Source organism: Pseudoxanthomonas sp. G3 (assembly GCF_057654715.1).
In genome coordinates this window covers 86272-108511 of sequence record NZ_CM172805.1, presented here as the reverse complement: position 1 = coordinate 108511, position 22240 = coordinate 86272, and the positions used below count along the sequence as shown (strand labels likewise).

Here is a 22240-nt window from a genome sequence, read left to right as displayed (position 1 = left end):
GAAGTGAGTGGAGAGGAGTGAGGAGTGAGGAGTGAGGAGCAAGCGGGAGTGCCGCTTTCGCTCACTCCTCACTCCTCTCCGCTCACTCCTGCCCTACAGAATCGGCACCAACCCCGCACCGAACGCGGTCAGGATGCGCGTGTAGAGCCATTTCGGGCCTACGTTGACCTCGGGGAAATCGCCCACCGAGACATAGCAGCGGTGGAACGCCGGATCCTTCGGCGTCACCGGCAACGGGCAGTCGGGGCCGGGACGGAATTCGTAGCTGGTCGCATAGCGCCATGGCCAGAGGTCGAAGACCGGCAGAGCCTCGGAGACCTTGCCCAGGCTGTAATCCAGGCCGGAAAACACCACCGGTTTGGCGCGCGGTGCGATCACCCACGCGTTCTTCGGCGACATGTCGCGACGGATGCTATCAGCCAGTGCCTGGGCGAAGGCGGTGTCGTCGATCACCACCGCCGCCTCGGTGTTGTAATTCTCCGAACGTGGATCGAAGTTGTGCGTGCCGATCACCGCGGTCTGGCCGTCGATCACCATCGACTTCGCGTGCAGGCCCATGCGCACGCCGGCGCGCTTCAGCGGCAGCGGCTCGGCACCCGCGCCGCTGCTGAGGAACGAGGGCCGCGACTCGGTGCGCTGCAGGCGACGCGTGGTCTCGCCCTGCGAGCCGGACGACGGCCCGATCGATCCCGACGGGCCGCGCACGCCACCGCTGCCCGCGCCGCCGGTCTCACCCACCGCCAGCGGTGGCCCCTCCGGCATCAGAGCGGCGTAATCCACCGGCGCATCCTCCGGAAACGGCTTGAATTCGTGGATCTGGAAACCGAACTCGCGCAGGTAGCGACGCTTGTACTTGAACGACATCGAATAGACGACCGGGTTGTCGGTCGCGGCCAGGCTGTTGGTCGACACCACCACCTGCGGCGGCGGCTGGCGCAGCCGCATCTCGCGGAACATCGCCTGCGCCTGCTTGGACATCACCAGATAAGGCGTTTGCAGCAGGACCTCGGAGCGCGCCCCGCGGATCAGCGCCTCCAGCTCCGGCGCAGCGGGTGCGTCGTCGTCGCGTCGCTCGCGGCGATGCTTCTGCGGGCGGTCGGCGATGTAGCGCACCGCGCCGACGGGGTAAGCCGTGTCGACGAAGCGCTCGCGGATCACGGCAGCATCGCTGGCCTCCTCGCTGGCGGCCTGCACGCGTTCCGGCCGCAGGTAGCGCGGCGCCGGCATCGCTGGCACGCCCTCATTGAGCAGCGTGCGACCCACGTCGTTGAGCCGCTCCGCCGGCACGCTGCGCCGCGCGTCCCAGAACAGCTGGAAGTTGCGCGCCATCGCCTCGGCTTCAGGCCCAGCCACCAGCACGTCGCGGTCGCGGAAGTTGTATTCCGCGTCCCAGTCGTAATAGTCGTCCTGGTAGTTGCGGCCGCCACTGATGCCGACGCGGTCATCCACCAGCAGCAGCTTGGTGTGCATGCGCTGGTTGAAGCGGCGGAAGCAGCACAGCACGCTGCCCGCGTAATCGAGATAGTTGAGTTTGGCCTTGCCGAAGCTCGGGTTGTAGATCCGGATGGCGAAGTTTTCGTGCGCGCCGGACAACGCGGCCAGGATCTCCAGGTCGGCGATCGCCGACAGCTGGTCGATCAGCAAGCGCACCTGCACGCCGCGCCGCGCCGCGGCCAGCAGTTCGTCCAGCACCAGGCGGGCGCTGTCGTCCTTGTCGAAGATGTAGGTCTGCAGGTCGATGCGTTCGCGTGCGCTGCGGATCAGGTTCAGCCGCGCCAGCAGCGCGTCCGAGCCCTGGTCCAGGATCACCGCGTAATGCCGCGGCGCCTCGGGCGTGGAATCCGCCCGCGCCCGGTCGCCCAGGTCGTACAGCGGCGATCGCAGTGCACAGGCGTCGGCCTGCGTGCAGTCGACCACCTGCGAGCGCGCGGCAGCGGCGATGGCAGCGGCGCGGTCGCGCTGGCGGTCGGACAGGCTGGCGCAGGCGCTGCACAGCAGCGCGAGCCACAGGACCGCGCAGCGCGCGGCGATCACGGCGGCACTGCGGCGGTTCACGGCGTCTTCCCGCTCCGGATCCGCGCGCGCAGGACGAACACCACGCGGTCGCTGACCGCGAGCATCCAGTCATCCATGTCGTAGTCGCTGCGGCGCACCGCGCCGGTCGCCACCACGTCGCAGCCCACCGCGGGGTGCTGGCAGGTCGTCGGGGCGACGTCCAGGCTGCGCGGCCGGCTGATGCCCTTGATGCTCAGGTCGCCCTCGAGCTTGCCGCCGTCGTAAAGCAGCATCGGGTCGTAGGGCTTGGAGGTGAACGTGACCACCGGGTAGCGATCGGCATCGAAGAACTTCTCGCTGCGCGCCCAATCGCTATAGCGCGGATGGTCGATGATTTCCACGTCGCGCGTGTACATGCGCAGGCGAACCTGCTGGCGTCCGTCGGGCAAGTGCTCCACCGAGCCTTCGTAATGGCGGAACACGCCGTCCAGGACCTGGCCCCAGCGCGTGCGCAACTCGAACCCCAGCCGGGTATTGACCGGGTCGAAGTCGTTGCGCCCCTGCGCGAGCACCGGCGCGGCGAGCAGCGCGGTGACCGCCAGCGCGGCCAAGCGCAGGCCGACGGCGAAGATCGGCGTCATGGCCACCAGAAGGCGGAGAGCTGCGCCACGCCCGGTTCGATGCTCGCGTCCACCGGCAGCGTCAGCACCACCACGCCGGCCGGCGGCATGCCGCGGTACTCGCTGGTCACGCCGGAATACATCAGGGCGGCCAGCTGTTCGAAGCCGGGGTTGTGGCCCACCATCAGCAGGCGCTCGGCTTCGCGATGCTGGTCGGCGAGATCGGCCAGCGTGCCCGGCGTGGCCTCGTAGATGCGCTCTTCCAGCCGCTGCTCGACATAGCCGATCGCACCCAGCACGGCCTCCAGGGTCTCGCGCGCCCGGCGCGCCGGCGAGCACAGCACCCGGTCGGGCACCAGGCCCTTGTCCTTCAGCCAGGCCGCGACCGCCTCGGCTTCGGCCAGGCCCTGCGGCGACAGGGGACGGTCCAGGTCGGACTGGCCAGGGGTGGCCGGTTCGGCATGCGCGTGGCGCAGCAGGATCAGTTCACGCATGGGACGCTTGCTCCTTGGGCCTCAGGCCTTCTTGATCCACTTCAACAACGGTTCCCAGTCGGCCTGATGGTCGCGCACCTGGGCCGAACGGTAATCGAACAGGCTGCGCCCCAGGCCCGCCAGCACCACGTAGGCCTGGGTATCGCGCAGCTGGGTGACGACCGGGTAAGGCCAGGTCTTCAGCATCTCCACCGCCTGCTGGGACGCATTGGTCCAGGGCTTGGTGCGATTCACCACCAGGCCCACCGGCAGCTTGCGCTTGTGCACGCGCGGCACCTTGGCCAAGGTATTGAGGAAGCCGACCGTGGCCTCGATGTCCAGCGCCGACGGCAGCACCGGCACCACCACCGCATCGGCGTGCTCCAGGAAGCTGTCCAGGTCGTCGGCCATCGCGCCGGCGGGCGCATCGACCACCACGCGCTCGGCGTCGTCCGGCAACCAGGCGCGCCACGCGCGCTTGCCGCTGGCGTCGATCGGCAGGACGGCGCTCTCCAGTTCGGCGCGACGTTCGGCCCAGCGGGTGGAAGAGTGCTGCGGATCCACATCCACCAGCACCGTGCGTTTGCCATCCAGTGCGAAGTACGCGGCCAGATTGGTCGCCAGGGTGGTCTTGCCCGCGCCGCCCTTGGAGCTGGCGACCAGAATCGTCTTCATGCGCGCACCTCGTTGCCCGGGGAGCCCGCAGGGTACACCGGGGGCGGTGAAGCAGAAAGGCAGGAACGAGTGGGGAGGAACGAGAAACGAGCAAGGCGGGACGCGAGCGCCCTCGTTCCTCGTTCCTCCCCACTCGTTCCTGCTGTTATCGTGCGGTCCCCACGGACCGGATGCCCCATGAACGAGCTGCAGGACCTGACCGCGCTGATCCGCGCCAACACCCCGCTGATCGTCATCGAGACGCAGGACGAGACCCGCGTGGTGGAGCTGTTCCGACAGGCCTTGGGGCAGGTGTGGCGGGCGTTGTTCCGCTGGAGCATCACCGAGGGCCTGCGCCGGCTGGACATGGACCGTGAGGACGATGCGGTCGGCCCACCGGACGCCAGCGCCGCCTTGCAGGCCATCAAGCAGGCCGAGCAGCGCGGCATCTACCTGTTGTTCGACTTCCACCCCTACCTGGGCTACGCCAGCAGCCAGCGCCAGCTGCGCGACATCCTGCAGCGCCGCCACAGCCTGCCGCACGTGGTGGTGCTGGTGGGGACGAAGATCGAGCTGCCGGCCGAACTGGAAGCCCTGGCGGTGCGCTTCAGCCCGCGCCTGCCCGACGGCCACGCCCTGCTGAAGATGGTCCGCGAGGAAGCCGAGCATTACGCCCGCGAACACGGCGGCCGCCGGGTCGAGGCCGATGGCGAGGCGGTCAAGCAGATCGTGCGCAACCTGCAGGGCCTGAGCCTGGTGGATGCGCGCCGGATCGCCCGCCAGCTGATTTTCAACGACGGCGCGCTCAGCGCCAGCGATCTGCCCGCGTTGAACAAGCTCAAGTTCGAACTGCTGAACCGTAGCGGCCACCTGCACTACGAGTACGACACGGCGAAGTTCGCCGACGTCGCCGGCGCATCGCGGCTGAAGCGCTGGATCGAACAGCGCCGCGCGGTGTTCGTCTCCGGCAATCCGCCGCCGGGGCTGGACCTGCCCAAGGGCGTACTGCTGCTCGGCGTGCAGGGCTGCGGCAAGTCGATGCTGGCCAAGGCCACCGCGGCCGGCTTCGGTGTACCGCTGCTAAGGCTGGATTTCGGCACGCTGTACGACAAGTACCACGGCGAGACCGAGAAGAACCTGCGCGCCGCGCTCGCCTCGGCCGAGCAGCTGGCGCCGTGCGTACTGTGGATAGACGAAATCGAGAAGGGCTTGGCCAGCAGCGGCGACGAGGACGGCGGCGTCTCGCGCCGCGTGCTCGGCTACCTGCTCACCTGGATGGCCGAGCGCAAGGCCGGCGCCGGCAGTGGCCAGGTCTTTCTCGTCGCCACCGCCAACCAAGTACAGGACCTGCCGCCGGAACTGCTGCGCAAGGGCCGCTTCGACGAAATCTTCTTCGTCGACCTGCCCTCGCCCGACGCGCGCGTGGAAGTGCTGCGCGTGCACCTCTCGCGCCGGCAACTCGACCCGGAAGGCTTCAACCTGCCCGCTCTCGCCGCGGCGGCGAATGGGTTCTCCGGCGCGGAACTGGAACAGGCCATCGTCTCGGCGCTATACGCCGCGCACGCCGAACAGAAATCGCTCGACACCGACCTGGTCATGCACGAGATCCGCAGCACCCGGCCGCTGTCCGTGCTCATGGCCGAACAGGTACAGGCGCTGCGCGAGTGGGCGCGGGAGCGGACGGTACCGGCGGATTGATGCGGCCATAGCCGCGCAGCGAGTCAGAACGTCGTCGTATTCCGCAGATACAGATCGAGCGTGTAAGCGAATGCGTATTCGCGCAGCTTCGCCACCTGCTCCCTCTGGAAACCGTCCGGGTCCATGAAGGCCTTCGGATCCTTACTGGTTTCGGCACTCACCCGCGTCGCCCTCGAGAAGGCCTCGAACTCCCCAGCACACCCCGCGTAGGCAGCCGTTGCCACCTCGGTCGGCGTTCCCTTCACCGGCGTCAGCGTCTTGGCGAAGCGTCGTGCGTAGTCTGCGTGACAATCCAGCACCGCCTTGGCGTGCGGGTCGTCCCCGAACAGCGGATCGGGCTTCGATTGCGCCAACGCCAGCGGGACATGGAGCATCACGAAAGCGCAGAGCAGTAGCGTGTTCAGTCGCATGGCAATTCCCTTTGTTGTAGTGACGGCGCACGAGTGGGCGCCGGCGAGAGATATCGTCCCGATGTCGGTGCCCGAGGGACGATCAATGGATCGTCCGTCCAGCGGCCTGAGGGCGTCAAGACGCTGCGTCAGCGGGCCGCGGGGGAATCGCCCAGGAGGGCGCGCCATTCCGGGTTGTCGGGCCGCCAGCCGGCAGGCGGTTCCGCGGCAATGCCCTCGCGCGCGAGCTGGTAGCGCATGGCAGCCAGTTCGCCTTCCCGGAAGAGGCGGTTGAGATGATCCACCGGCAAGCGTCGTTCCTTCCCCGGACGCCCGTACTGGCGCAGCGAGTTTTCGTAGAGCCACGCGAAGCGACGCAGCCGCCCGCGGGCCTCGGTGCGCTCGACTTCCGTGTCCGCCCATTCGACCAGCCTCGGCAACGAAACAAGGGCGGGCAGCAGGGTCGATTCGTCGGCGCTCAGCAGCGCGTAGATGCGCCTGCAGGCTGCCCGCGTATCGGCGGGCAGGTGGCCGACCCGTGCGCTGCACCGCTGCTGGATCGGTTGCAGTGTCGGTATCACGATCGCCACATTGAGGGCCATCACCACGACGTCCGCCATATCCGACGCGGTAGCGCTGCGGCCCAAGCCAAGGTCTTCGCCAAGCGCCACCGCAAGCGCCGGGTCGAGCACCGGCGCTTGCGCCTGGCGCAGGACGGACGCCATCAGCGCACCGAGCTCGTTGATGCGGGGACGATAGTGCGTGCCCCGTGCAGCGGCCTGCTAGTATGACTCGGCGGCCGCCGAATCCTTGCGCTCGATGGCGTCTTGATAGGCGGTCAAGAGGATCTCGGCGTTGCCTGGATCCGCCGCCATCAGGCGCTGGAGCAACCGTCCTCTGTCGCAGGCTGCGTCTGTCATTGCGCAGGCATCCAGCAAGGCCCAGTCCACGAGCACATCGTCGCCGCGCGCGCGGTCGTAGGCCGTCTGGATCCATTCGCGCGCCTGCGGCCGCGAAAACACACCCCGCTCCGCGATGCTCGCTTCGTCGGTCTCCATCGGCCACAACCAGCCGGCGGCCAGCAGGTCGCGCGGTGTGCCACGCGCGGCGACACTGCGCAGATGCACTTCGACATTGCCCCGCCAGGCCTCGCGCCAAGCTTCGTCCGCTGCACTGAGGCGCGGATCGGATTCAACGCGACTTGCGGGAACGGACGGTGACGCCTCCTGTGCCCTTGTCCCTGCCGACGTCCACGATACGGCGATCAGCACCAGCCACACGCCCACCTGTCCCGCCTTGCGCATGCCCCGCTCCTGTCGGGAATCGAGTCGGCACGTTCGCACGGCCATGGTGACGCTTCAAGCGCTCGCGTTGTACGAGCTTCGTCGCGGCACGGCGAGGTTCACTCATTGCGGGCGCGTGATCTCCACCGCCGTCCCACTCACCCGCACACCTGTCGCCACGTCGACCGGCACGTCCACCTGCAGCAGGCTGGGCCGGCCGATGTCGTGGCCCTGGAGGATGCGGAAACGGCGCGTCGGCGGCAGTTCGCCCTGTGTGGCGAGGTAGGCGCCCAGCGCGGCGGCCGCCGCACCGGTCGCCGGATCTTCCACCACACCACCGGGCGGGAAGGGATTGCGCGCATGCAGCGTGTGCGGATCTTCGCGCCAGACCAGGTTCACCGTGGTCCAGCCGCGCGCCGCCATCAGCGCGGCAAGCGCATCGAAGTCGTAGTGCAGGTCGGCCAGTCGCGCGCGCGAGGCGGCCGCGATGACGGGATGCCAGGCGCCTGCATACGCGACGGCGGGCGGCAGGGCGGGATCGAGATCGTCGCGACGCCAATGCAAGGCCGCCAGCAAGCGATCGAGATCCGCCGGATTCAGTGCGTCGATGCGCGGCGCCACACTCGTCAGCGTCGCGGCGAAATCATCATCGACCGTGACGCGCACGCGCCCGGCCTGCGTGTGCAGGACGATGTCGCCCGGCCCGTGTTCGCGTGCGTGCGCGACCATCGCCGCGATCGTCGCGTGTCCGCAGAAGCTCACCTCGGCCAACGGGCTGAAGTAGCGCACGTCGAGCTCGCCGTCTTCGCGCGGCAACAGGAACGCGGTTTCCGAATAGCCCACGTCGGCGGCGATGTGCTGCATGGCCTCGTCGGACAGGCCGCGCGCGTCCAGGACGACGCCCGCCGGATTGCCACCGGCCGGATCGGTGGTGAACGCGCTGTAACGCAGGACCGCGGCGCTCATCGTGTTTCTCCTTCGAGGGCGACGGTCGCCGGCGTTTCCAGCCGCACGACCAGATAGCGCAGGAAGAATTGGGTCAGCGGCCCCACGCCGAAGGCGAACACCAGCGTGCCTACGCCGACCACCCCGCCGAGCAGCACGCCGACGATCAGGACCGTGACTTCGATCAGCGTGCGGATCGTCCGGATGGACCAGCCGGTGCGGCGCGCGAGGCCGGTCATCAGCCCATCGCGCGGACCGGGACCGAGTTGCGCACCGATGTACATCGCGGTGGCGATCGCGCAGAGCACCACGCCGGCCAGCAGGTAAGCCCAGCGCAGCGGCAGGCCTTCGGGCGTGGCCAGCAGCGCGAGGTTGAGGTCGGCGAACGGGCCCAGCAGCAGCGTGTTGGCCACCGTGCCCAGGCCTGGCATCTGCCGCAGCGGGATCCACGCGAGCAGCACGGCCACCGCGGTCACGATCATCACCGTACCGAACGACACCGGTACGTGGTGCGAGACGCCCAGGTGGAACACGTCCCACGGGGAGGCACCGACCGCGCCTTCGATCATCAGGGCGATGGCCAGGCCGTACAGCCACAGGCCGACGAGCAGGCGCACGACGCGTTCGGGCAGGCGGCCGGCGCGCAGCTGGGCGAGGGGGCCGAGGTTGGTCAGGCCGGGGGAAGAGGGTGCGGTCATGGGGCCACCTTCCCTCCGATTGGCCCTTTTGAATAGAGCCAATCATGCGATAGTGGCCCCATGAACCGTTCACTCGCCCCTGATCGACTCGCCGTCCTGGTCGGCGACTTCCCGCGCACGCCGGCGTATCGCGGCCTGCGCCAGGCCCTGCAGGAACTCATTGGCGATGGGCGCATCCCGTTGGGCACCCGCCTGCCCAGCGAACGCGCCGTCACCGAGGCGCTGGGCGTGTCGCGCAACACCGTCACGCGAGCGTATGCCGACCTCGTCGCTGCCGGGTTCGCCACCGCGCGGCAGGGAGCGGGCACGTTCGCCGCCGCGCCCGTCGATCGGCGGCGCGCCCACGACCATGCTCTGCACGCCGTCGGCACGGCGCCCTCGGTGGAAGGCGCGATCGACCTCAACTGCGCCGCCGGCGCCGCCACGCCCGGTGTCGCCGCAGCGTATGCACGGGCGCTGGAAGCGTTGCCCGCTTATCTGGCCAGCGACGGTTACCTGCCTTCGGGCCTGCCTGCGCTGCGCGCACGGATCGCGCAGTCGTATGCGGAGCGCGGCCTGCCGACGACGGCGGAGCAGATCGTGGTCACCTCGGGCGCGTTGTCGGCCATCGCGATCGTCGCGCGCACGCTGTCGCGCGCCGGCGACCGGCTGACAATCGAATCGCCGGTGTATTCGAACGCGATCGAAGCCTTGCGCCTCGGCGGCGGACGCCTGGTGCCCGCGCCGATGGCCGACCCGCTCGGCGACGAAGGCTGGGACCTGGCCGCGATCGAGGCGACGCTGCGGCAGACCTCGCCGCGCGCGGCGTACCTGATACCGGATTTCCAGAATCCCACCGGCTTCCTGATGAGCGAGGCGCAGCGCGAACGCTACGCGGCCGCACTGCAGGCGACACGCACGCTCGCCATCGTCGATGAGTCGCTGCAGGCGACCTGCCTGTCCGATGCACCGATGCCGGCACCGTTCGCCGCGCATGCGCCGGATGCCTTCACCATCGGCAGCACGTCGAAGCTGTGCTGGGGCGGCCTGCGCGTGGGCTGGATCCGCGCGCCGCGCGACGCCATCGACCGCCTGATCGCCACGCGCGTGCAGATGGACCTGGGCAGCTCGCTGTTCGACCAGCTCGTCGTCACCGAGATGCTCGGCGATGAAGGCGTCCTCGCCGCGCGCCGCGAACAACTGCGGCAGCGCCGCGACGCGCTCGCCGAGGCGTTGCGCGAACGGCTGCCGGCGTGGCAGTTCCGCCTGCCCGAGGGCGGGCTGTCGCTGTGGGTGCGCTTGCCCCGTGGCAGCGCGACGCAGCTCGCGGCGGACGTGGAGCGCAAGGGCGTCTACCTCGCACCCGGCCCAGTCTTCAGCGTGGAGGGTGGTTGCGACCAGTGGTTGCGCATTCCCTACGCCAAGCCCGAGGACACCCTGGTACAGGCGGTGCGGGTAATGGCCGATGTATGGAACGCCAATTCCCGCGAGACACGGCATCCACGCGATGGAGCGAAACGGCTGATCGCGTGATGCGTCAGCCGTCGTCGCCGCGCTTGCCGACGCGACGCTCCAGCCACGCCAGCACGAACAACACGGCGAACGTCAGCAAGGTGGCCAGCAGCGCCAGCCATCCGTGCCCGAAGCCGACCGCCACGCCGATCACCGCCACCATCAGCAACGACGCCGCCGTGGTGATCCCGGCCACAACGCGGCCGCGGTGGGCGATCATCGTACCCGCGCCGATGAAGGCCACGCCGGCGATCACCGCTTCCACGAGCCGAAACGGATCGATCTGCACGCGGCCGTCGTCGTCGTGCTGGGCCTGCGCCAGCATCATGTCGCCCATCCCGGTGAGCATCGCGGCGGCGCCGGCCACCAGCATGTGCGTGCGGAAGCCGGCCGGTCGGTCTTTCAGTTCCCGCTCCAAGCCAATGGCGCCGCCCAACAGCATCGCGAACGCGATCCTGCCGACGACCGGCGCCTGCACTTCCCATCCGTCGAACATGGCCTGACCTCCTGCGCGGATGCTTGCACCGCTCCGGTCAAAGGCGTGCGAAAGCCGCTATCAGCCCCACCGCCCGACCACCCACGCCCACATCGGCAGCGTCGCGAGCGACAGCAGGATGCCGTAGCCCACCATCGCGGCAGCCAGCCGCGGTGCCAACTGGTGGGAAATCGCCAGCGCGGCAGCGGTGATCATCGGCGGCATGGCCGACTCCAGCACGTTCGCCTGCAGCATCTCGCCGGACATGCCGAAAGCGAACGACAGCGGCAGCGCCAGGGCGGGCATCACCAGCAGGCGCAGCAGCAGGCCGACGGCGAGTGGCTTCACTTCGTCGCGCGGCAGTTTCAACTGGATGGTCAGGCCGACCGCCAGCATCACCAGCGGCAGCATCGCGTCGGCCAGGTGCTTCAACGCGGCGCCGATCCATGCCGGGGGTTGTTCCGGCATCAGCGTCAGCGCGAACAGCAGCGCCCACACCGGTGGGAACTTCACGATGCGCAGCCCGATCTCGCGCGTGGTGGGCGGCTTATCGCCGCCGTAGCGCGCCAGTACGTACAGCCCGAACGTGGAGAGCAGCACGAAGGTGCCGAATTGGTCGTACACGACGGCATAGGGCAGCGCGTGCTCACCCAGCAAGGCGCGCACCATCGGGTAACCGACGAAGCTGCTGTTGCACAGCGCCACGCACAGCAGCAGCACCGCATGCTCGTCGCGGCGGAAACCGAACACGCGCGTCGCCAGCGCCACCAGCGCCACCGTGGCGACCGTCAGGATCCATGGCGTCGCCACCACGCCAAGCAGGGATACGTCCAGCTGCAGGCGCGGCACGTAGATCAGGACGGCGGCGGGCAGGCAGAGGTACAGCACCACGCGGTTGAGCACGTCGGCGGCGTTCTCGGGGAACACGCGCAGGCGCGCGAACACCATGCCGAGGACGAGCAAGGCCAGGATCAGGGCGAAGGCATCGAATGCCATGCTGGAGCGGAGATCGGCGTGGGGCGACGTGGGACGGTCAGGATCGCATACCCCGCCGCGCAGCGCCGTTGGGCTTTCGTCGGGAGTGCGTTCCACCGCGGCGCAGGTCGCGTGGTGGCGCAGGGCTTATCATGGCGGCATGACGAATCCCGCTTTCCCCGCCGTGTCCGGCGCGATCACCCTGGACGGCCCCGAAGGTCCGCTGGAAGCCCATGTCGACTGGCCCGAGGAGGGCGAGCCGGTGGCGCCGATCACGGCGGTGGTCTGCCATCCGTTGCCTACCGAGGGCGGCACCATGCACAACAAGGTCGTGGTGATGGCGGCGCGCAGCCTGCGTGAACTCGGCGCGGTGACGGTGCGCTTCAACTTCCGCGGCACGGGCGCCTCGGCCGGGCTGTTCGATCACGGCGATGGCGAAATCGACGACCTGCGCGCGGTGGTGCGATGGGTGCGCGAACAGCGGCCGGGCACGCAGCTGTGGCTGGCCGGTTTCAGCTTCGGCGCGTACGTGTCGCTGCGGGCCAACGACAGCGTGCAACCGGATGCGCTGGTCTCGATCGCACCGCCCGCCGGCCGCTGGGATTTCGCCGCGATCGTGCCGCCGACCTGTCCGTGGCTGGTGGTCCAGGGCGAGGAGGACGAGATCGTCGACCCGCAGGCCGTGTACGACTGGATCGACTCGCTGAAGCAGCCGCCCGAGCTGATCCGCATGCCGGAGACCAGCCATTTCTTCCACCGCAAGCTGATGGACCTGCGCGGCGCCATCAAGCACGCGATGAAAGCCTACGTGCCGGCGTGATGGCGCTCGATCACGAGGAGACGGCCCCGACGCCGTCGCAGGTCTACGCGCGCGGCGCCGCGCAGGGCCAATGGCTGGACGATCCGGCGCAACATGCCGCGCTGGCTGAGCTGGACCGCATCCACGCCGCGCTGCTCGCCGATGACGGCACGCCGGGCCTGTTCGGTCGTCTGTTCGGCAAGGCGCCGGAGACGGTGAAGGGCCTGTACTACTGGGGCGAAGTGGGCCGCGGCAAGACCTTCCTGGTCGACCTGTTCTACGACAGCCTGCCGCTGCCGACGTATTCGGTCTCGCAGAACAAGGCGCATGGCGAAGGCGGCGGCAAGTACCGCACGCACTTCCACCGTTTCATGCGCGGTGTGCACGAGCGCCTTCGCCTGCACGCCGGCGAAAGCGATCCGCTGGCGAAGATCGTGCGCGAGGTGCGCGGCAAGCTGCGCGTGCTGGTGCTGGACGAGTTCTTCGTCACCGACATCGGCGATGCGATGCTGCTGGCGCGCCTGCTGGAGCGCATGTTCGCCGAGGGCATTACCCTGGTGACGACCTCCAACACGGCGCCGGGGAATCTTTACAAGGACGGCTTGCAGCGCGCGGGCTTCCTGCCGGCGATCGACCTGTTGCAGCAGTACTGCGTGGTGCTGCGCTCGGACGGGCAGGAGGACTACCGTCTGCGCGCGCTGACGCGCTCCCCGGTCTACCGCACGCCGCTGGACGGCGCAGCCGACGACTGGTTGGCGATGCGTTGGCGCGAACTCAGCGGCGGCGAAGCCGCGCACGCCGGCAACATCGAGATCGACAGCCGCAAGATCCCGGTACGCGGACGCGGCAAGAGCATCGCCTGGTTCGACTTCGCCGCCCTGTGCGAAGGTCCGCGCGGCACGACGGATTACATCGAGATCGCGCATGAGTTCAACACGGTGCTGCTGGGCGGCATCCCCTCGTTCGATGCGTCGAATGAGGATGCCGCACGCCGCTTCGTCAACCTGATCGACGAGCTCTACGACCGCCACGTCAACCTGGTCTGCACCGCCGCCACGGCGCCCACGGCGCTGTATGCGGGCACCCGGCTGCAGGGCGCGTTCGAGCGCACCGCCTCGCGCCTAATCGAGATGCAGAGCGCCGAGTACCTGGCCACGCCGCACAAGGCTTGAGCCATGAAGGCCGTGCCGACCGCGATCGCCGAGGCATTGCATTGCACGATCGTCGAGGGCGGCCGCGTCTGCGTACTGACCGGCGCGGGCATGTCGGCCGAGAGCGGCATCCCCACCTTCCGCGGCACGCACGACAGCCTGTGGTCGCGCTTCGACCCGATGCGGCTGGCGACCGCCGAGGCCTGGCGCGAGGATCCCGCGCTGGTCTGGGGCTGGTACCGCTGGCGCATGCAGCTCGTCCGGGCTGCGCAGCCGAATGCCGGTCATCGCGCCCTGGCCACGCTGGCGCAGCGCGTGCCGCTATCGCTGGTCACCCAGAACGTCGACGACCTGCATGAACGCGCCGGCAGCGCCGTCGATGCGCACGTGCACGGCAGCCTGTTCGCGCTGCGCTGCTTCGCTTGTGGCCACGCACACGTGGGTCCGCTCGACGACTACGTGGACGGCATGCAGCGCGTCGAACCGATGCACTGCGCGGCCTGCGGGGATCGCATCCGGCCGGGCGTGGTGTGGTTCGGCGAAGCGCTTCCCGACGACGCATGGAACACGGCCACCGACGCGGCGATGCGCTGCATGCTGATGCTGGTGGTGGGCACGTCGGGCCTGGTGTATCCGGCCGCCGGGCTACCTGCGCTGGCGCGACGCCACGGCGCCACCGTGGTGGAGATCAACCCCGAGCCCACCGCGCTTTCCGCCGAGGTCGATCACGCTTGGCGCGCGACCGCGGCACAGGCGTTGCCGCAACTACTGGTCTGATGCGCACGCACCGGCTTCACGCCGCGCTTGCCAGACTCCGGGCATCCGTCGAGGAGACCGTCATGAAGCCGATCACCTATGCACCGCTCTACGCCGCGCTCGCCGTTGCGGTGCTGGCCGGCTGCCAGCGCGCGCCCGACGCACAGGATGTCGATGCCGCCACGCAGACCGCCGCCGAGATCGCCGATCCCGCGCCCCCGGTGACCGGCCGCGAAGCGCCGCAGTTCCAGTTCGCCGACGACGAGATCGGCATTGCCCTGGCGCCGACGCCCGGACTCGAACTCCACCGCGACTTCACCCGCGACTACCTGTCCGCCGGTGCGTGGAAAGCCTTCGCCGCGCCGGATACGCGCGGTGAACCGCTGGTCGCGCTGGTGCTGGACGGATCGGACAAGATCACCGCCGCCGAATTGCGCATCGGCACCAGCACCGACAGCCATGCCCTCGTCACCTGCCTGGACCCGCCGGAAGGCGCGACCACCGAACCGCCCGATGAGGTACGCATCGACGGGCAAGCATTCCGTCACTTCCGTGCCGGCGACGCCGCGATGAGCCATTACCAGTCGGTCGATGCCTACCGGTCGGTGCGCAACGAGCGCTGCATCGCGATCGACCTGCTGGTCGCCGGCACCCGCCCGGAGGTCTACGACCCGCCGGCGACGCCGCCGTTCGATGAAGCGACGGCGCGTGCGCGGTTGCAGGAGGCGCTAGGTGCAGTGCGGATCATTCGCTAACGGCTTTGCCACCTCTCCACCACCACGGGAACGAGGACCGATGCGAGGGGGGGGGGAAGCGCGGCGTGAGGTTCTTGTGGGAGCGACGTAAGTCGCGATCGGCGATCGGTAAAGCCCATCGCGACTTAGGTCGCTCCCACGCCGGGCACTACTGCAGATGACGCTGTACGAATGCATTGACACTGTTCGTGTAGTCGGTCGGCAAACCGAGATCGCGATTCACCTCGCCATGCGAGAGATCCTCCGGCAGCACCTCCATCGGCACGCCGAGCGTTCTCGCCTTCTCCGCCATCGCGCGTCCCTGCGGACAGGCGTCCTGGCGCCGCGACGAGCAGACGAACAGCATCGGCACCGCGTCGCGCGTGAGCTGGTGGTAAGGCGAGGCAGCGATCCAGTCGGCCGGATTTCGGCCGAACGCCGCGTCGTAGATGCGCGGCAGCGGAGGCTTCTTCATCGTCTGCGGCACATCGAGCGCGCCGCTGTCGAGCGAGACCACGCCGCGCGGCCGCACGGCGCCCGCATCACGCCACAGGGCGGACGAGGCGCCCACCAGTGCGGCGAGGTGGGCGCCCGCGGAGTGACCCATCAGCAGCACGTTCGCCGGATCGGCCTGCCACGACGGTGCGCGCTTCTGCACGTCGGCCAGGGCGCGCGCGACGTCGCGGGCCTGGTCGATCGGCGCGGTGTCCGGACGCATGCGGTAGTTGATCGAGACCAGCACGTACCCCTTCGGCAGCCAGTACGCGGCCTTGTTCTCGACCACGCCCGGGTTGTCCTTGTTGCCGTTGGCCCATCCGCCGCCATGCACGAACAGGATGACCGGCGCGCGCCGCGGCTGCGCCGGCAGGTAGACGTCGTAGCGCTGGCGCGTGTCGTTGCCGTAGGACACGTCGCGTATCGCGCGCGCACCGGCGGGCAACGCGGGTGGGCGTGCAGCCGGCTGGCGCGAGGCTTCGCGCATCTCCTGCAGGCGCTCACGGAAGGTCTGCGCCGCCAGCGGCAGCACGGCGAACAGGGCGCAGGCCAGCAGGCCGGCACGGAACAGCGTCTTCATCGCATCACCTCGTGGGGACGTCCGGTTCAACCCGCGCGCAGCACCAGCTGGGCACGCAGGCCGTGGGGGGTATTCGGCAGCAGGCGCAGTTCGCCGCCGTGCTGGCGCGCCACACGGTCGACGATGGCCAAGCCCAGCCCGCTGCCGCCGCCCGCCTGGTCGTGGACGAAGGGCTGGCGTGCGCGCTCGGCCGCCTCGGCGGACAGGCCGGGGCCGCCGTCGGCGACTTCGACCACCCACGCCGCCCCTTCGGCCCACAGCTGCAACGACAACGGCAACGCGCCATGCCGCTCGGCGTTGACCAGCAGATTCTCCACCGCGCGCAACAACGCCATCGGCTTGCCGGGCAACAAGGCGTGCTCGGGCAGGTCGACGCGCCATCCTTTCGACGCCGCGGCGACCGCATGCCGGCAGATCGCGGCCAGGTCGACGGTCTCGCTGCCTTCGTCGCGACCATCGCGCGCGAAGGCGATGAACTGGCCCAGGATCGCGTCCATCTCGGCGATGTCGCGGTGCATGCTGCGGGTCAGCTCCGGATCGGTGTCGGGCACCATCTCCAGCGCGAACTGCAGGCGCGTGAGCGGCGTGCGCAAATCGTGCGAGATGCCGGCCAGCAACAGCGCGCGTTCTTCCGCCGCTGCACGCACGTCGCGACTGGCGTCGCCCAGCGCCTGCGCCAAGTCCGCCACCTCGCGTGGGCCCCGCGCATGCACCGGCGGCGGTGCGTCGCCACGCACGATGGCCGGTGCGGCGGCTGCGAGCTGGCGCAGCGGCTGCACCAGCCGGCGCGCGAAGTACGCGGCCGCCAGCCACACCAGCGCCACGCAGCCCACCAGCATGAACACCGAGAAACGGCGCATGCCGGTGCCGGGCCGGTCGTAAGCGAACGACACCCACAGGGGTTCGCGCGTGGCGGGTTTCAGCCAGATGACGCGCAAGCCGCGGCCGGTGTCCATCCGCAGTTCTCGACCCGCGCCCAGCGTGCCGGCGGCCCGTTCGCGCAGTTCGCGCAGCAAGGGGGCAAAGCGCGGCCGGGCGTCGGCAGGCGGTATGCTGCGTACCTCCAGCCCGGCTTCGCGCAGCTGCGCGACCGTGCGGGCATGAGGTTGGTGCTGGTCGAGTGCTTCCACCACTTCGGCGAAGCCCTGCATCGCGCGCAGCAGTTGGTCGGCCGCCGGCCGCGTGGCCAGTTCGCGCCCCAACAGGAGCGCCAGCACGGCGGCACCGACCAGCACCAGCGCGATGACCAGCGCCAGTTGACCGAACACGCTGCGCGGCAACGGCGCCCTCATGGTGTCGCCTCCGGCGGCACGAACACATAGCCCACGCCCCAGACCGTCTGGATCAGCCGCGGCTGACGCGGGTCCTCTTCAAGCAGGCGGCGCAGGCGCGCGATGGTCACGTCCATGCTGCGTTCGAAGGCCTCGTGTTCGCGGCCGCGCGCCAGGCTCATCAGACGATCGCGGCTGAGCGGCTGGCGCGGATGCCGCAGCAATACCGAGAGCACGGCGAATTCGCCGCTGGTGAGCCGCAGCAGCGCGCCGTCGCGGGTGAGCTCGCGTCGGCCGAGGTCCAGGCGGAACGGGCCGAAGGCGACATCGCCACCGTCGGGCTGCGGCGCGCCCGGCGCGGGGCGCGTGCGCCGCAACACCGATCGAATGCGCGCCAGCAGCTCGCGCGGGTTCACCGGCTTGGGCACGTAATCGTCCGCGCCGATCTCCAAGCCAACGATGCGGTCGATCTCATCGCCCTTGGCCGTCAGCATGACGATGGGCGTCGCGTCGCCCTGCCCGCGCAGGCGTCGGCAGATCTCCAGGCCGTTCTCGCCGGGCAGCATCAGGTCCAGCACGATCAGGTCGAAGTGGCCGCGATCCAGCGCCTGCCGCATCTGCCCGCCATCGCCCGCGCCACGCACCTCGAAACCCTGCGATTGCAGATAGCGCTGCAGCAGCTCGCGCAGGCGCACGTCGTCGTCGACCAGCAGGACACGGGGCAGGGCGTCTTCCATGGAGCCACTATCGCCCGCCGCCGCGACGGCCGGCAAACCCCGCCGACGGCCCGTTTGTAAGCAGATGTTTCCCGCGCGGCCGGCAGACACATCTGCTGTCAACCGCGACACACCTGCCCGCGTTGCCCGCCCTACCGTGGTCCTGCCGCCGCTTCCCCGTGCGGCCATCCCACATCCCCGACGAGGAATCCGCCATGAGCAAGACCCCGTTCCTGATCGCCACCGCCTTCGCCCTGTGCGCCACCACCCTGTTCGCCGACCACGCCGACGCCCGCGAGCGCAGCCGCGCCGTGCAGCGCAGCGCGCAAGGCGGCAACGTCGCGGTCGAGCGCAGCAATGCGCGCTTCGACAGCCAGCGCCAGCGCAACTGGCAGGCCGACGGCCAGGGCAATGCCACCGCCGCACGCAGCGGCGCCATCAGCGGTGCGAACGGCGGCAGTGCCGGCTACGACCGCAGCGCCTACCGCAACGCCGACGGCAGTGCCGGCCGCCAGGGTAGCGCCTACGCGAACGGCCCCAACGGCGGCACCGCCAGCACCAGTGGCGGCATCAGCCGCGATGCCGACGGCAACGTGACCGGCGCACGCAGCACCACCGCCACCGGCGCGAACGGCAACAGCTACAACGGCAGCACCACGGTGTCCGGCGGCACCGTCTCGCACACCGGCACCTGCACCAATGCCAGCGGCGAGACCATCGCCTGCCCGCGCGGCCACTGACGACCGCGTCTTTTCCGCAGGCGCGGCGGCATGGCACCCCCTATGCCGCATGGACGCCCTCCCACCCGTCGCGCCTGCACCTTCCTTTATTTCCTGGAGAACGCCATGTCCCGAACCATCCTGCTCCCCTTCGCCACCGCCCTGTCCGTGTTTTCGCTGGTGGCGCCCGCCTACGCGCAGCAGCGCACCCTGACCGACGAACAGAAAGCCACGCTGCAGGAACGCCTGAAGGCCGCCGACGCCAACGGCGATGGCCTGATCGACAAGGCCGAGGCCGACGCGAAGCTGCCGCGCATCGCCAAGCGCTTCGACACCCTGGATACGAACGACGACGGCAAGCTCTCGCCCGATGAAATGCGCGCCGCGGGCCAGAAGCTCGCCGAACGGCGCGCGCGGTAAGGCCGCGCCATGGACGGCCTGCGCGCCTTCGTCGGTCTGCCGCTGCTGGTGTTCGCGCTGATCGCGGCGATGGAAGCCGCGTGGCTCGCGCGGCGCGGCGTGCGCTACGACTGGAAGGGCTATTGGGCGTCCTTCGGCGACGCGGTGGGCCGCGCCCTGTCGGGCCTGCTGATCCAGGGCGGCATCGTCGGCGTGCTGCTGCTCGCGATCTGGGAGTTCCGCCTGACCACGATCGCGATGGACCAGGCCTGGCACTGGATCGCCCTCTTCCTCGGCCAGGAGCTCTGTTACTACGCGATGCACCGCGCCGACCACCGCGTGCGCTGGTTTTGGCTGAACCATTCGGTCCACCACTCGGCCACGCAGTACAACCTGTCCACCGCGTACCGGCTGGGGTGGACCGGCAAGCTGACCGGCGCGGCGGTGTTCTTCGGCCCCCTGGTCTGGCTGGGCTTCCCGGTGCCGTACGTGGTCGGCGCGTTGGCGCTGAACCTGCTGTACCAGTATTGGCTGCACACGGAACTGGTGCCGCGCCTGCCACGCGCCATCGAGTTCGTGTTCAACACACCGTCGCACCACCGCGTACACCACGCCAGCAATCCCGAGTACCTGGACTGCAACTACGGTGGCGTGTTGATCGTCTTCGACCGCCTGTTCGGCACCTGCCGCGGGGAGCGCCCGGACGTGCCGATCCGCTACGGCCTGGTAGACCCGGTGCGCAGCTACAACCCGGTGAAGATCGCCTTCCACGCCTGGGTGAAGCTGGGCCGCGACCTGCGCCGGGCACGCGGCCTGCGGCAGGTGGGCATGACCCTGTTCGGCCCGCCCGGGTTCGTCCCCGGCGGCGCGGACGAAGGCCGCCCGGGCCGCTGAGCGTGGCACGGGCCGGCGTGGCCGGCGACAATACGCGCCCCCGGCGGCCCCATGCCGCCCGCACGCCGAGCCCCATGACCGCCTTCGTTTCGCCCGACCGCATCCGCGGCCTGTTCGCCCAGGCCATGTCCGACATGTACCGCACCGAGGTGCCGTTGTACGGCGACCTGATCACGCTGGTCGGCGACATCAATGCCGAGACGCTGCAGCGCGATCCCGCCCTGGCCGAGCGCCTGCAGCGCACCGGCGAGACCGAACGCCTGGACCTGGAGCGCCATGGCGCCATCCGTGTCGGCACGCCGGCGGAGCTGGCGATGCTCGGCCGCGTGTTCGCGCTGATGGGCATGCACCCGGTGGGCTACTACGACCTCACCGTGGCCGGCGTGCCGGTGCACGCGACCGCGTTCCGCCCGCTCACCGAGGACGCGCTGGCCGCCAATCCGTTCCGCATCTTCACCTCGCTGCTTCGCCTGGAATTGATCGCCGACGCGACGCTGCGCGCGGAAGCCGAGGCCATCCTGGCCAAGCGCGACATCTTCACCGCCGGCGCGCGCGCGCTGGTGGACCAGGCCGAACGCGATGGCGGACTGGGCGATGTCGATGCGCAGCGCTTCGTCGCCGAGGCGCTCGAGACCTTCCGCTGGCACGGCGATGCGACCGTCTCGCTGGAGACCTACCGCGCGCTGCACGGTCTGCATCGGCTGGTCGCCGACGTGGTCAGCTTCCGCGGCCCGCACATCAACCACCTCACCCCGCGTACGCTGGACATCGACGCCGCGCAGGCGGCGATGCTCGAGCGCGGCATCCAGGCCAAGGCGCTGATCGAAGGTCCGCCGCGCCGCGCCGTGCCGATCCTGCTGCGGCAGACCAGCTTCAAGGCGCTGGAAGAGGAAGTCGCCTTCCCCGACGCCACCGGCACGCTGGTGCCCGGCAGCCACAGCGCGCGCTTCGGCGAGATCGAGCAGCGCGGCCTGGCTCTGACGCCCGCCGGGCGCGAGCTCTACGACCGCCTGCTCGCGCAGGTGCGCCAGGCCGGCGGCGCCGGCAACACGTCGGCGGACTATCCGCAGCGGCTGGCGGCGGCGTTCGCGGAATTCCCCGACGACGAGACCACGCTGCGTCGCGAAGGCCTGGGCTACTTCCGCTACCGCCTGACCGACTCCGGTGCCGCGTTGCCGGCGGCCGAGCGTGCGGCGATGACGCCCGACGCGCTGGTCGACGCCGGCCACGCCGTCGTGGACCCCATCGTGTACGAAGATTTCCTGCCGGTCAGCGCAGCGGGCATCTTCCAGTCCAACCTCGGCGGCGGCGAACAGCGCGCCTACGACGCGCATGCGAACCAGGAAGCGTTCGAAGCCGCGCTGGGCAAGACGATCCACGACCCGTTCGCGCTTTACCAACAGGCGCAGGACGCATCGGTCGCGGCGCTGCGCGGTTGATGGCTTTCCCCTCTCCCTGCGGCAGCGGGGAGAGGGTGCCGAAGGCGGGTGAGGGGCGAACGAAGTCCGGACACCAGATGCGTCCGCTCGAGACAACACGCTGGGTATCGAAGTACCTGACGTGCGCACCACTATTGCGCTCGCCCCTCATCCGCCCTTCGGGCACCTTCTCCCCGCCCAGCGGGGAGAAGGACTCAGCGGCGCAATGCGCCGAAACCGTGAAACCCGCTTCGTGCCGAGACTCGCTGTTCCACACAACATTTGGTGTTGACGCCTCCCGGACCCCCCACTATCTTGTGGCCGTCGGTTCCGGTGGCCGCAAGCCACGGGATTAAAACGGGAAGCCGGTGACGCGTTCGCGCCACTCCGGCACTGCCCCGCAGCGGTAATTGGGAACGAACCCGCCACACGCACTGAGGCGTCATGTCTTGGGAAGCGGCGGGGTAGGAGAGGCAGGAACGAGGGTGGAGGAACGAGGAACGAGAGAGACGCCTGCACGCGTTTACTCGTTCCTCGTTCCTCTCCACTCGTTCCTCGCCCCAAGCCCATAAGTCCGAAGACCTGCCGACAGCCGCGCGATGCACACCGCGC

The 22240-nt window shown here is 69.6% G+C and carries 24 protein-coding genes and 1 riboswitch; of the genes, 10 read left to right on the top strand and 14 right to left on the bottom strand.

Features of this window, described 5'->3' with window-relative positions; translation table 11 throughout:
* Positions 1-93: 93 nt before the first annotated feature.
* From AC23D6_RS00530 to AC23D6_RS00515, 4 genes are read right to left on the bottom strand one after another with little or no spacing between them, the layout of a single operon-like run.
* Complete coding sequence (locus AC23D6_RS00530; protein ID WP_487750914.1) at positions 94-2055, bottom strand: phospholipase D family protein; 1962 nt, start codon at positions 2053-2055, stop codon at positions 94-96.
* Positions 2052-2636, bottom strand: a complete 585-nt coding sequence (locus tag AC23D6_RS00525) for a YceI family protein (RefSeq protein WP_487750913.1) — start codon at positions 2634-2636, stop codon at positions 2052-2054. The genes AC23D6_RS00530 and AC23D6_RS00525 overlap by 4 nt, the downstream gene beginning before the upstream one ends.
* Positions 2633-3109, bottom strand: a complete 477-nt coding sequence (locus AC23D6_RS00520) for a SixA phosphatase family protein (RefSeq protein WP_487750912.1) — start codon at positions 3107-3109, stop codon at positions 2633-2635. Before AC23D6_RS00520 ends, AC23D6_RS00525 begins: the two co-directional genes overlap by 4 nt.
* A 21-nt stretch (positions 3110-3130) precedes the next feature.
* On the bottom strand, positions 3131-3763 hold the full coding sequence (locus tag AC23D6_RS00515) for a ParA family protein (protein WP_487750911.1): 633 nt from the start codon (positions 3761-3763) through the stop codon (positions 3131-3133).
* A gap of 177 nt (positions 3764-3940) precedes the next feature.
* Between AC23D6_RS00515 and AC23D6_RS00510 the strand changes: the two genes are divergently transcribed.
* Positions 3941-5440, top strand: a complete 1500-nt coding sequence (locus AC23D6_RS00510; RefSeq protein ID WP_487750910.1) for an AAA family ATPase — start codon at positions 3941-3943, stop codon at positions 5438-5440.
* Between the two features lie 23 nt (positions 5441-5463).
* On the opposite strand, the gene AC23D6_RS00505 is transcribed toward AC23D6_RS00510, so the two are convergent.
* The 5 genes from AC23D6_RS00505 to yczE all read right to left on the bottom strand — a co-directional run bounded on the left by AC23D6_RS00505 (position 5464) and on the right by yczE (position 8755).
* Positions 5464-5850: a hypothetical protein gene (locus tag AC23D6_RS00505; RefSeq protein WP_487750909.1), complete on the bottom strand. Its 387-nt coding sequence runs from the start codon at positions 5848-5850 to the stop codon at positions 5464-5466.
* 128 nt (positions 5851-5978) lie between these two features.
* Positions 5979-6554 (bottom strand): hypothetical protein, encoded by a 576-nt coding sequence (locus AC23D6_RS00500; protein WP_487750908.1) that lies wholly within the window; start codon positions 6552-6554, stop codon positions 5979-5981.
* Between the two features lie 57 nt (positions 6555-6611).
* Entirely contained in the window at positions 6612-7133 is a 522-nt protein-coding gene (locus tag AC23D6_RS00495) for a hypothetical protein (protein WP_487750907.1), read from the bottom strand.
* Positions 7134-7235: 102 nt separating this feature from the next.
* Positions 7236-8078, bottom strand: a complete 843-nt coding sequence (locus tag AC23D6_RS00490) for a PhzF family phenazine biosynthesis protein (protein ID WP_487750906.1) — start codon at positions 8076-8078, stop codon at positions 7236-7238.
* Positions 8075-8755, bottom strand: a complete 681-nt coding sequence (gene yczE, locus AC23D6_RS00485) for a membrane protein YczE (protein ID WP_487750905.1) — start codon at positions 8753-8755, stop codon at positions 8075-8077. The genes AC23D6_RS00490 and yczE overlap by 4 nt, the downstream gene beginning before the upstream one ends.
* A gap of 60 nt (positions 8756-8815) precedes the next feature.
* Between yczE and yczR the strand changes: the two genes are divergently transcribed.
* A complete protein-coding gene (gene yczR / locus AC23D6_RS00480; RefSeq protein ID WP_487750904.1) occupies positions 8816-10267 on the top strand; it encodes a MocR-like transcription factor YczR in 1452 nt (483 codons plus the stop codon).
* Positions 10268-10271: 4 nt separating this feature from the next.
* Here the strand turns inward: yczR and AC23D6_RS00475 are convergent, their stop codons facing one another.
* Both AC23D6_RS00475 and AC23D6_RS00470 read right to left on the bottom strand, forming a co-directional pair.
* Positions 10272-10742: an MgtC/SapB family protein gene (locus tag AC23D6_RS00475; RefSeq protein WP_487750903.1), complete on the bottom strand. Its 471-nt coding sequence runs from the start codon at positions 10740-10742 to the stop codon at positions 10272-10274.
* Positions 10743-10802: 60 nt separating this feature from the next.
* Complete coding sequence (locus tag AC23D6_RS00470; protein WP_487750902.1) at positions 10803-11717, bottom strand: AEC family transporter; 915 nt, start codon at positions 11715-11717, stop codon at positions 10803-10805.
* 139 nt (positions 11718-11856) lie between these two features.
* Between AC23D6_RS00470 and AC23D6_RS00465 the strand changes: the two genes are divergently transcribed.
* The 4 genes from AC23D6_RS00465 (at position 11857) to AC23D6_RS00450 (ending at position 15157) form a co-directional block, all read left to right on the top strand.
* Positions 11857-12516: an alpha/beta hydrolase gene (locus AC23D6_RS00465; protein WP_487750901.1), complete on the top strand. Its 660-nt coding sequence runs from the start codon at positions 11857-11859 to the stop codon at positions 12514-12516.
* Positions 12516-13667, top strand: coding sequence for a cell division protein ZapE (gene zapE, locus AC23D6_RS00460; RefSeq protein ID WP_487750900.1), 1152 nt, complete (start codon positions 12516-12518; stop codon positions 13665-13667). Before AC23D6_RS00465 ends, zapE begins: the two co-directional genes overlap by 1 nt.
* A 3-nt stretch (positions 13668-13670) precedes the next feature.
* Positions 13671-14423: an SIR2 family NAD-dependent protein deacylase gene (locus tag AC23D6_RS00455; protein WP_487750899.1), complete on the top strand. Its 753-nt coding sequence runs from the start codon at positions 13671-13673 to the stop codon at positions 14421-14423.
* Between the two features lie 62 nt (positions 14424-14485).
* Positions 14486-15157 (top strand): hypothetical protein, encoded by a 672-nt coding sequence (locus tag AC23D6_RS00450; RefSeq protein ID WP_487750898.1) that lies wholly within the window; start codon positions 14486-14488, stop codon positions 15155-15157.
* A gap of 148 nt (positions 15158-15305) precedes the next feature.
* Here AC23D6_RS00450 and AC23D6_RS00445 read toward each other — a convergent pair whose 3' ends face one another.
* Genes AC23D6_RS00445 through ompR form a run of 3 tightly spaced genes read right to left on the bottom strand, consistent with a single transcriptional unit; the run spans position 15306 to position 18219 of the window.
* Positions 15306-16211, bottom strand: a complete 906-nt coding sequence (locus tag AC23D6_RS00445; RefSeq protein ID WP_487750897.1) for an alpha/beta hydrolase — start codon at positions 16209-16211, stop codon at positions 15306-15308.
* Between the two features lie 26 nt (positions 16212-16237).
* On the bottom strand, positions 16238-17503 hold the full coding sequence (locus tag AC23D6_RS00440; RefSeq protein ID WP_487750896.1) for an ATP-binding protein: 1266 nt from the start codon (positions 17501-17503) through the stop codon (positions 16238-16240).
* Complete coding sequence (gene ompR / locus AC23D6_RS00435) at positions 17500-18219, bottom strand: osmolarity response regulator transcription factor OmpR (RefSeq protein ID WP_487750895.1); 720 nt, start codon at positions 18217-18219, stop codon at positions 17500-17502. Before ompR ends, AC23D6_RS00440 begins: the two co-directional genes overlap by 4 nt.
* Before the next feature lie 194 nt (positions 18220-18413).
* On the opposite strand from ompR, the gene AC23D6_RS00430 reads away from it, so the two are divergent.
* The 4 genes from AC23D6_RS00430 to hglS all read left to right on the top strand — a co-directional run bounded on the left by AC23D6_RS00430 (position 18414) and on the right by hglS (position 21649).
* Positions 18414-18938: a hypothetical protein gene (locus tag AC23D6_RS00430; protein WP_487750894.1), complete on the top strand. Its 525-nt coding sequence runs from the start codon at positions 18414-18416 to the stop codon at positions 18936-18938.
* 105 nt (positions 18939-19043) lie between these two features.
* On the top strand, positions 19044-19337 hold the full coding sequence (locus AC23D6_RS00425) for an EF-hand domain-containing protein (protein WP_487750893.1): 294 nt from the start codon (positions 19044-19046) through the stop codon (positions 19335-19337).
* A 9-nt stretch (positions 19338-19346) separates the two neighbouring features.
* A complete protein-coding gene (locus AC23D6_RS00420; protein ID WP_487750892.1) occupies positions 19347-20210 on the top strand; it encodes a sterol desaturase family protein in 864 nt (287 codons plus the stop codon).
* A gap of 74 nt (positions 20211-20284) precedes the next feature.
* Positions 20285-21649, top strand: a complete 1365-nt coding sequence (gene hglS, locus AC23D6_RS00415; protein WP_487750891.1) for a 2-oxoadipate dioxygenase/decarboxylase HglS — start codon at positions 20285-20287, stop codon at positions 21647-21649.
* A 287-nt stretch (positions 21650-21936) separates the two neighbouring features.
* Positions 21937-22232, top strand: a riboswitch (cobalamin riboswitch).
* The last annotated feature ends 8 nt before the right edge of the window (positions 22233-22240 follow it).